Raw genomic sequence first — 9,204 nt, 5'->3', positions numbered from 1 at the left:
TGCACTGACAGAGAGCATTAGTTCTTTTTCTCAATTGACAATCATTATCATTCAGCCTAATTTGTCGCTCGATGTGTAGGACGGGTCAGATTTTTCTGACGTCCCACTAACCTCTTTGCAACAAGGTGATTTCCATGACGGAACAAGTATCCACAAGCAGGTGCGATTCACCGTTACTCCAGGCTTTTGTCGACAACCGTCTGATCCTGGTGAAGATTGCAGCCCGCATTACCGGCTGCCGATCCCGGGCTGAAGACGTGGTTCAAGATGCGTTTTTCCGCCTGCAGTCGGCGCCGCAGATCACCTCCTCGTTCAAGGCCCAGCTCAGTTACCTGTTCCAGATCGTGCGCAACCTGGCCATCGACCACTACCGCAAGCAGGCGCTGGAACAGAAGTACTCGGGTACTGAAGAGGAAGGCTTGAATGTGGTTATTCATGGCGCTTCACCTGAAACCTCCCACATGAACTTTTCCACCCTGGAAAACATCGCCGAAGCCCTGACCGAGCTGCCCAGCCGCACGCGCTACGCCTTCGAGATGTACCGCCTGCATGGCGTCCCGCAAAAGGACATCGCCAAGGAGCTGGGGGTATCGCCGACCCTGGTCAACTTCATGATTCGCGATGCCCTGGTGCATTGCCGCAAAGTCTCGGGCAACCGCCCCGATACCTTCGCCCGTCGCTGACTGGCGCCCTGCATGACCCGGCTTGAAGGGTGCCTACACCTCAAGCAGGCCACTGCGGCCAAGCACCAGTAACGCTGCACGTTTATGCAACAGATCGAACTCCTGCTGGCAGAACCGACAACGGTCATGCGCAGCACAGGGCGGCGCGTGGGCGCCTGGCGCCGGCCGCTGCGCACCTGGCGGGTCCAGATACAGGGCATGTACCTGGGCCGACAGCCAGAAAGCCAGCCGATCCTGGCGCGCCGCCTCGGCTGCCTGGGCATCCACCGGCACGGGCGCCTGCCCCCGGCCCCGCAGAGACTCGAACAGCCTTTGGCGGGCGATGACCTCATCGATTCCCGTGAGCTGGCTAGTGGGCAGGGCTGCAACATTCAGCGGATCAACAGAGGACATGGCAGCGCTCACCGTCGGTTGGGCATTCAACCAAGTGACGTGGGCCGCCGCCGGAAATTTAGCCCGTCGCGGGCCGGGCCGGTCGCTGCGTGATGTCAGGCGTGGGGCACGCTCATCACCACAATGCGATAGGGATCGAAGATCTTGTGCATCTGGCCGTTGTCCCGCAGTTTTTGCAGGAGCCCGGAAAAGTCTTCGGCCGTGATCGGCGCCTTGGGCCGGATCAGGGCGTAATGGTGGTAGACCTGATCGATGCGTTCGGAAACCAGCAACTGCTCCGTGCTTTCGGCATTGCGCGCCAGGAAGTCGCTGAGGTAGGAGCGGGTCACCAGGGCGATGTCCGCCCTGCCCCGCAGGACCATCAGCAGGTTGCTGTCGTGGGAATAGGTCAGGGTGGCGTTGTAGGTGTCGGCCAGGAACTTGGGGTCGGCGTTGAACTGGGCGAAGGCGTAGTGATAACCGCTGAACAGGGCCAGGCGCTTGCCCTTCAGGTTGGCGAAATAGTCCTGCTGGCGCCCGCCCTGACGCTGGGCGACGAAAATTTCCGCGTCTTCCAGGCCCATGTCGACACTGGTGTGGGCAATGTTCTGCCAGCCCCAGGCCGGGTTCTCGAAGATCGCCAGGTCCACCCGGCCCTGCTCGAAATCGCGGAAACGCCGGGGAATCGAGGTGGGCACCAGGACGAACTGATAGTCGCTCTGGGACTGGTTGAGGGCTTCCACCAGTTGCGGCAGCAAACCGGTGTCGGCACCGGTTTCTGGACGGACGGTATAAGGCGGGAAATGCGCCGCCGCGACCCGCACCAGCTGCGCCGAGGAGGCCGGACAGACCCAAAGTGTTGCCAGCGCCAGCAAGAGCATTCGCAAGGCTGACCGCAGCGGCAAGGACATCAAGGCAACACACCTCAAGGAAATGAAAATGAATGAGCTAAAGCTAGGCGTTTTCAGCCACTTCGACAATGTTGCCACGCACAATTAGCCAGCCGCTCAATGATCCTTGAGCACCAGCAGCAGGGCCTCCTGGGCCAGCTGTTCCAGGGTCATGCTGCCCTCGGCACGAAACCAGGTGGTGGTCCAGGACAGGGCGCCGGTGAGAAAGCGCCGGGTAATGAACACATCGCCCTTGATGAACCCCGCCTCCTTGGCCTCCCCCAGCACCTGCAGCCAGATCTGTTCGTAGATATCGCGCAGCGCCAGGACGGCTGCCTGGCCTTCCGGGGACAGTGAGCGCCACTCGTACACCAGCACCGCCATGGCTTCACCGCTGCCGCCCATGATCGACTGCAGTTCACAGCGGATCAGCGCCAGCACCCGTTCGCGCACGCTGCCGGCCTCGGCCAGTTCAGCGCGCATCAAGGCGGTGTTGTAGTGGATGGTTTCCTGCATCACCGCCCGCAGGATGTCGTCCTTGCTCTTGAAGTGATGAAAGATGCTGCCCGACTGGATGCCCACCGCGCTGGCCAGGTCACGCACGGTGGTGCGCTCGTAACCCTTGTTGCGAAACAGGTGCGCTGCGGTTTGCAGCAGCTTGCCCCGGGCGCTCTCGGGGTCGGTCACCTGGCCACTGGCGATCAGCTCGCGTACTACCTGCAGGGCTTTTTGCTCGTCCACCGGTGTTCTCCTACCTTCACGTCATCAATAGCTCAGCGTAACCCGGCAAATCCGGGCGCGGCGCGCGCAATTTAAGCCTCTGCCGGTTACCAAGCAAGCGCTTGGCCAGAAGAATAGGCCAACGTATTTACAAACCAAGCGCTTGCTTGGTAGCCTCCTCGCAGTTCTTCATTCGAGAGCCCTGTCATGACCAAGACCGTAAGAATCGGCTGCGCCAGTGCCTTCTGGGGCGACACCAGCAGCGCCGCAGCGCAGTTGGTGCAAGGCGGCCGCCTGGACTACCTGGTGTTCGACTATCTGGCAGAGATCACCCTGTCGATCATGGCCGGGGCGCGCATGAAGGACCCGACGGCGGGCTACGCCACGGATTTCGTCGAGGTGCTCAAACCCTTGCTGGGCTCGATCCGCGAACAGGGCATCCGGGTCATCAGCAACGCCGGCGGGGTCAACCCGCAGGCCTGTGCCAGTGCCTTGCAGGCCGCCTGCGAACAGGCCGGGGTGACGCTGAAGATCGCCGTGCTGCTGGGGGACGACCTGCAACCGCAGTTCAAGCAGTTGAGCGACGCCGCCATTGTGGAGATGTTCAGCGGCGCGCCACTGCCGCCAATGTGCGTCTCCACCAATGCCTACCTCGGTGCCCCCGGCATCGTCGAAGCGCTGCGCCTGGGGGCGGATATCGTGATCACCGGCCGCGGCGTCGACAGCGCGGTGGTCAGCGCCGCCCTGGTCCACGAGTTCAACTGGTCCTGGCAGGATTACGACCGCCTGGCCCAGGCCGCCCTGGCCGGGCACATCATCGAATGTGGCGCGCAGTGCACCGGCGGCAATTTCACCGACTGGCGCCAGGTGCCGGACTACGAACATATCGGCTTTCCCATCGTCGAGGTCGGCGCTGACGGCCAGTTTGTGGTCGGCAAGGCACCCGGTACCGGAGGGCTGGTGAGCCCGCTGACGGTGGGCGAACAACTGCTGTACGAAATTGGCAACCCCAGGGCTTATCTGCTTCCGGATGTGGTGTGCGATTTCTCTCAGGTGGAACTGCGGCAACAGGGCCCGGAAAGGGTTCATGTACAGGGTGCCAGGGGCCTGCCCCCCAGCCACCAGTACAAGGTCAGCGCCACCTACCCGGACGGCTTCCGCTGCACCGCCAGTTGCCTGATGGCCGGGATCGACGCGGTCGCCAAGGCGCACCGGGTCAGCCAGGCGATCATCGACAAGACCAGCGAGATGTTCGCCCAGCGCGGCTGGGGGCCCTACAGCGAAGTGAACATCGAACTGCTGGGTAGCGAGGCCACCTACGGCCCCCACGGCCAGCGCCAGGACAGCCGCGAGGTGGTGATCAAGCTGGCGGTGCGCCACCCGAACAAGGCGGCGCTGGTGCTGTTCTCCCGGGAAATCGCCCAGGCCGCCACCGGCATGGCCCCGGGGCTCACCGGCATCGTCGGTGGCCGGCCGACGGTGTACCCGGTGATCCGCCTGTTCTCCTTCCTGCTGGACAAGGACGCCTGCCGGCTGGAGATCGACCTTGCCGGCCAGCGTCACCCTTGCGCCCTGCCGCACACCGACCGCCTGGACCCGGCAGCCCTGCCCGCCCCCCATTCCCTGCCCGCCCCCCGCGGCCGCGCCGATGCCAGCGTGGCGCTGGTGAAGCTGGCGGTGGCACGCTCCGGCGACAAGGGCAACCACAGCAATATCGGGGTCATGGCGCGCCACCCCGACTACCTGCCGTGGATCGCCGAAGCCCTGACCCCCGAGGTGCTGGTGGACTGGATGGGCCATGTGCTGGACCCGGTGCATGGCCGGGTCCAGCGTTGGTACCTGCCGGGCACCCATAGCCTCAACTTCCTGCTGGAGAACGCCCTGGGCGGCGGCGGCGTCGCCAGCCTGCGCATCGACCCGCAAGGCAAGGCCTTTGCCCAGCAGTTGCTGGAAATCCAGATCCCGGTGCCGCAGAGCATCGCCGACGCCGTCAATTAAAGGAGCTGCCGTGGTGTACGACTCGATTTTCAAAGCGCAATTGTTCGCCGGCCAGACCATCATCGTCACCGGCGGCGGCAGCGGTATCGGCCGCTGCACTGCCCACGAACTGGCGGCCCTGGGGGCCCAGGTGCTGCTGGTGGGGCGCAAGGCGGAAAAACTGCAGAAGGTCGCCGGCGAAATTGCCGAGGACGGCGGCAAGGCCGACTGGCAGGCCTGCGACATCCGCGACGAGGAAGCGGTCAAGGCCCTGGTGGCCCGGCTGATGGAGCGCTTTGGTCCGATCCATGGCCTGGTGAACAATGCCGGCGGCCAGTACCCGGCGCCCCTGGCCTCGATCAACCAGAAGGGTTTCGAAACCGTGCTGCGTACCAATCTGGTGGGCGGCTTCCTCATGGCCCGGGAAGTGTTCAACCAGTCCATGAGCCGCCACGGCGGCAGCATCGTCAACATGCTCGCCGACATGTGGGGCGGCATGCCCGGCATGGGCCACTCCGGTGCGGCGCGCTCGGGAATGGACAATTTCACCAAGACCGCCGCCTATGAATGGGGGCACGCCGGGGTGCGGGTCAACGCGGTGGCGCCGGGCTGGATCGCCTCCAGCGGCATGGACACCTATGAAGGCGCGTTCAAGGCAGTGATCCCTACCCTGCGTGAACACGTGCCGCTCAAGCGCATCGGCAGCGAATCGGAAGTCAGCGCCGCCATCGTTTTCTTGCTCAGCCCCGGCGCGGCCTTCATCAGCGGCAGCACCCTGCGCATCGACGGCGCCGCCAGCCTGGGCAGTCGTGCCTGGCCCCTGGGCAAGGCACGCAACAGCGAGTCCTACAACGGCTTCCATCGCGCCTACCTGCCCGACGTACTCAAGGGCGAGGAATAAGCCATGCCGGTGATCCAGTCCCAACTCGACCCCCACGGCCCGCAGTTCGCACAAAACCGCGCAGCCATGCTGGCGGGCCTGCAACAGTTGCAGGAACTGCAACAGAACCTGCTGGCCAAGGCCGCCGAAGCCAAGGCCAAGTTCGACCGGCGCGGCCAACTGCTGCCCCGCGAACGCCTCAACCTGCTGCTGGACCCGGGCGCGCCGTTTCTCGAGCTGGCCAGCCTCGCCGGCTACAAGCTGCACGACGACAAGGACGGTACCCAGGCCGGCGGCGGCTTGATTGCCGGCATCGGCTATGTGTGCGGCGTGCGCATGCTGGTGGTGGCCAACAACTGCGCGATCAAGGGCGGGACCATCTCCCCCAGCGGCCTGAAGAAATCCCTGCGCCTGCAACAGATCGCCATGGAGAACAAACTGCCAGTGGTGACCCTGGCGCAAAGCGGTGGCGCCAACCTCAACTACGCCGCGGAAATCTTCGTCGAAGGTGCACGCAGCTTCGCCAATCAGGCGCGGATGTCGGCCATGGGCCTGCCGCAGATCACCGTGGTCCACGGCTCGGCCACCGCCGGCGGCGCCTACCAGCCCGGGCTCTCGGACTACGTGGTGGTGGTGCGTGGCGAGGCCAAGCTGTTTCTCGCCGGCCCGCCGCTGCTCAAGGCAGCCACCGGTGAAGTGGCCACCGATGAAGAACTGGGGGGCGCCGAGATGCACGCCCAGGTGGCCGGCACCGCCGAATACCTGGCGGAAAACGACGCCGACGGCATCCGCATCGTCCGCGAGATCGTCAGCCTGTTGCCGTGGAACGCCCGACTGCCAGTGCAGCCCGCCAGGACCTGGAACGAGCCGCTGTACCCCATCGACGAGTTGCTCGGGCTGATTCCCGACGATCCGAAGAAGCCCTACGACGCCCGGGAAATCATCGCCCGCCTGGCAGACGGCTCGCAGTTCCTGGAGTTCAAGGGCGAGTTCGATGCCCAGACCCTCTGCGGCCACTTGCAGATCCAGGGCCGGCCCTGCGGCTTTATCGGCAACAACGGCCCGATCACGCCCCAGGGCGCGAGCAAGGCCGCGCAATTCATCCAGCTCTGTGACCAGAGCCAGACCCCGCTGCTGTTCTTCCACAACACCACCGGCTTCATGGTGGGCACCGAATCCGAGCAGCAGGGGGTGATCAAGCACGGGGCGAAGATGATCCAGGCAGTGGCCAATGCCCGAGTGCCGAAGCTGACCATCGTGGTCGGTGGCTCCTACGGCGCCGGCAACTATGCGATGTGCGGCCGTGGCCTGGACCCGCGCTTCATCTTCGCCTGGCCCAACAGCCGCACCGCGGTGATGGGCGGCGCCCAGGCCGGCAAGGTGCTGCGCATCGTCACCGAGGCCAAGCATGCGAAGAACGGCCAGGAAGCCGACCCGAAGATGCTCGACATGCTGGAACAGGTCACCGCGCAGAAGCTCGACAGCCAGTCCACGGCGCTCTACGGCAGCGCCAACCTGTGGGACGACGGGCTGATCGACCCGCGCGATACCCGCACTCTGCTGGGCTACCTGCTGGACATCTGCCATGAGGCGCAGGTGCGCGAGCTGGCGCCCAACAGCTTTGGCGTGGCGCGGTTTTGATAGGACATTTCGCGGTCTGACCCCACTTGAGGAGAACAACAATGATCTTCACCCAGGAACACGAAGAACTGCGGCGCACGGTGCGCCAATTTGTAGACCGCGAGATCAACCCCCACGTCGAGGAATGGGAAAAGGCCGGGCGCTTTCCCATCCACGATATTTTCCGCAAAGCCGGCGAGCTGGGGCTGCTGGGCATCTCCAAGCCGGAAAAATTCGGCGGCATGGGTCTGGACTACAGCTACTCCATCGTCGCCGCCGAGGAGTTCGGCACCATCCATTGCGGTGGCATTCCCATGTCCATCGGCGTGCAGACCGACATGTGCACCCCGGCCCTGGCGCGCTTCGGCTCCGATGAACTGCGCGACGAGTTTCTGCGGCCGGCCATCACGGGCGAGCAGGTCGGCTGCATCGGCGTCTCCGAAGTCGGCGCCGGTTCCGATGTGGCCGGGCTCAAGACCCACGCCCGCAAGGACGGCGACGACTACGTGATCAACGGCAGCAAGATGTGGATCACCAACTCCCCCAGCGCCGACTTCATCTGCCTGCTGGCCAACACTTCGGACGACAAGCCCCACGTCAACAAGTCGCTGATCATGGTGCCGATGAACACCCCGGGCATCAGCCTCAGCTCGCATCTGGACAAGCTCGGCATGCGCAGCTCGGAAACCGCCCAGGTGTTCTTCGACAATGTGCGGGTGCCTCAACGCAACCGCATCGGCCACGAAGGCGCCGGTTTCATGATGCAGATGCTGCAGTTCCAGGAGGAACGGCTGTTCGGCGCGGCGAACATGATCAAGGGCCTGGAGTACTGCGTGGACAGCACCATCGAGTACTGCAAGGAGCGCAAGACCTTCGGCAGCCCGCTGATCGACAACCAGGTGATCCACTTCCGCCTGGCCGAGCTGTCCACCGAGATCGAGTGCCTGCGGGCCCTGGTCTACCAGGCCACCGAGCAGTATGTACGCGGCCAGGACGTGACCCGGCTGGCTTCCATGGCCAAGCTCAAGGCCGGGCGCCTGGGCCGCGAGGTCAGCGACAGTTGCCTGCAATACTGGGGCGGCATGGGCTTCATGTGGGACAACCCGGTGGCCCGGGCCTATCGCGATGTGCGCCTGGTGTCCATCGGCGGCGGTGCCGACGAGATCATGCTGGGGATCATCTGCAAGCTCATGGGCATCCTGCCGGGGAAAAAGAAATGAACCCGCTCCCTGCCTGCCAGACCCTGCTGCTGGAGCCGCGCAACGGCGTACTGTTCATCAGCCTCAATCGCCCGCAAAACCGCAATGCCATGAGCCTGCAGATGGTCGCCGAACTGCGCACGGTGATGGCCGCGGTCCGTGACCGGCGCAGCATCCGTGCCCTGGTGCTGCGCGGCACCGGCGAGCACTTCTGTGCCGGTGGCGACCTCAAGGACATGGCCGGCGCCCGTGCCCATGGCAGCGCCGCCTACCGTGAACTGAACCGGGCCTTCGGCGCCCTGCTGGAAGAAGCGCAGCACCTGCCCCAGGTGCTGGTGTGTGTGCTGCAGGGCGCGGTGCTGGGGGGCGGTTTCGGCCTGGCCTGTGTCAGCGACATCGCCATCGCCGAGCACTCGGCCCAGTTCGGCATGCCGGAAACCAGCCTGGGCCTGCTGCCCGCGCAAATTGCCCCGTTCGTGGTGCAGCGCATCGGCCTGGCCCAGGCCCGGCGCCTGGCCCTGACCGCCGCCCGTTTCGATGGCGCCCAAGCCCAGCGCATGGGCCTGGTGCACTTTGTCGAGAACGATGCCAAGGCCCTGCAGGAACGCCTGGAGCAGCAGCTTTCCCTGGTGCTGCGCTGCGCCCCGGGGGCCAACGCGGCGACCAAGGCCTTGCTCCTGGCGAGTGTCGACCAACCGCAGGGGCCATTGCTGGACCAGGCCGCCAACGACTTCGCCAATGCAGTCCTGGGTGAGGAAGGGGTCGAGGGCACCCTGGCCTTCGTGCAGAAACGCAAACCGGCCTGGGCCAACTGAGCCCTTGTAGGAGCCGGCTTGCCGGCGAACGCCCCCCACCGATTCCCG

The 9,204-nt window shown here is 64.8% G+C and carries 9 protein-coding genes; 6 read left to right on the top strand and 3 right to left on the bottom strand.

All coding sequences use genetic code 11. The features are described from left to right. The first annotated feature begins 134 nt into the window (after window positions 1–134). A complete protein-coding gene (locus M2395_RS22810) occupies window positions 135–683 on the top strand; it encodes an RNA polymerase factor sigma-70 (protein WP_011062465.1) in 549 nt (182 codons plus the stop codon). 33 nt (window positions 684–716) lie between these two features. Here M2395_RS22810 and M2395_RS22805 read toward each other — a convergent pair whose 3' ends face one another. The 3 genes from M2395_RS22805 to M2395_RS22795 all read right to left on the bottom strand — a co-directional run bounded on the left by M2395_RS22805 (window position 717) and on the right by M2395_RS22795 (window position 2,686). Beyond that, the gene (locus tag M2395_RS22805; protein ID WP_019095085.1) at window positions 717–1,076 is read right to left on the bottom strand and encodes a hypothetical protein; all 360 of its coding nucleotides are present in this window, start codon (window positions 1,074–1,076) and stop codon (window positions 717–719) included. A 95-nt stretch (window positions 1,077–1,171) separates the two neighbouring features. Continuing rightward, a complete protein-coding gene (locus tag M2395_RS22800) occupies window positions 1,172–1,966 on the bottom strand; it encodes an ABC transporter substrate-binding protein (protein WP_019095084.1) in 795 nt (264 codons plus the stop codon). Window positions 1,967–2,062: 96 nt separating this feature from the next. Continuing rightward, window positions 2,063–2,686, bottom strand: a complete 624-nt coding sequence (locus tag M2395_RS22795; RefSeq protein ID WP_015636493.1) for a TetR/AcrR family transcriptional regulator — start codon at window positions 2,684–2,686, stop codon at window positions 2,063–2,065. Window positions 2,687–2,872: 186 nt separating this feature from the next. On the opposite strand from M2395_RS22795, the gene M2395_RS22790 reads away from it, so the two are divergent. From M2395_RS22790 to M2395_RS22770, 5 genes are read left to right on the top strand one after another with little or no spacing between them, the layout of a single operon-like run. Continuing rightward, a complete protein-coding gene (locus M2395_RS22790) occupies window positions 2,873–4,663 on the top strand; it encodes an acyclic terpene utilization AtuA family protein (protein WP_053153022.1) in 1,791 nt (596 codons plus the stop codon). A 10-nt stretch (window positions 4,664–4,673) separates the two neighbouring features. Next, on the top strand, window positions 4,674–5,543 hold the full coding sequence (locus M2395_RS22785) for an SDR family oxidoreductase (protein WP_019095082.1): 870 nt from the start codon (window positions 4,674–4,676) through the stop codon (window positions 5,541–5,543). Between the two features lie 3 nt (window positions 5,544–5,546). Further along, entirely contained in the window at window positions 5,547–7,163 is a 1,617-nt protein-coding gene (gene atuC / locus M2395_RS22780; protein ID WP_072450595.1) for a geranyl-CoA carboxylase subunit beta, read from the top strand. A gap of 41 nt (window positions 7,164–7,204) precedes the next feature. Beyond that, on the top strand, window positions 7,205–8,362 hold the full coding sequence (atuD, locus tag M2395_RS22775) for a citronellyl-CoA dehydrogenase (RefSeq protein WP_077934576.1): 1,158 nt from the start codon (window positions 7,205–7,207) through the stop codon (window positions 8,360–8,362). Beyond that, complete coding sequence (locus tag M2395_RS22770; RefSeq protein ID WP_077934577.1) at window positions 8,359–9,156, top strand: enoyl-CoA hydratase/isomerase family protein; 798 nt, start codon at window positions 8,359–8,361, stop codon at window positions 9,154–9,156. The genes atuD and M2395_RS22770 overlap by 4 nt, the downstream gene beginning before the upstream one ends. Window positions 9,157–9,204 lie beyond the last annotated feature (48 nt).

The sequence above is a fragment of the Pseudomonas sp. BIGb0176 genome (assembly GCF_024810175.1).
GTDB lineage: Bacteria > Pseudomonadota > Gammaproteobacteria > Pseudomonadales > Pseudomonadaceae > Aquipseudomonas > Aquipseudomonas protegens.
Note: the sequence above shows the minus strand (reverse complement) of the source record. Positions and strands in the feature narration are given on the sequence as shown.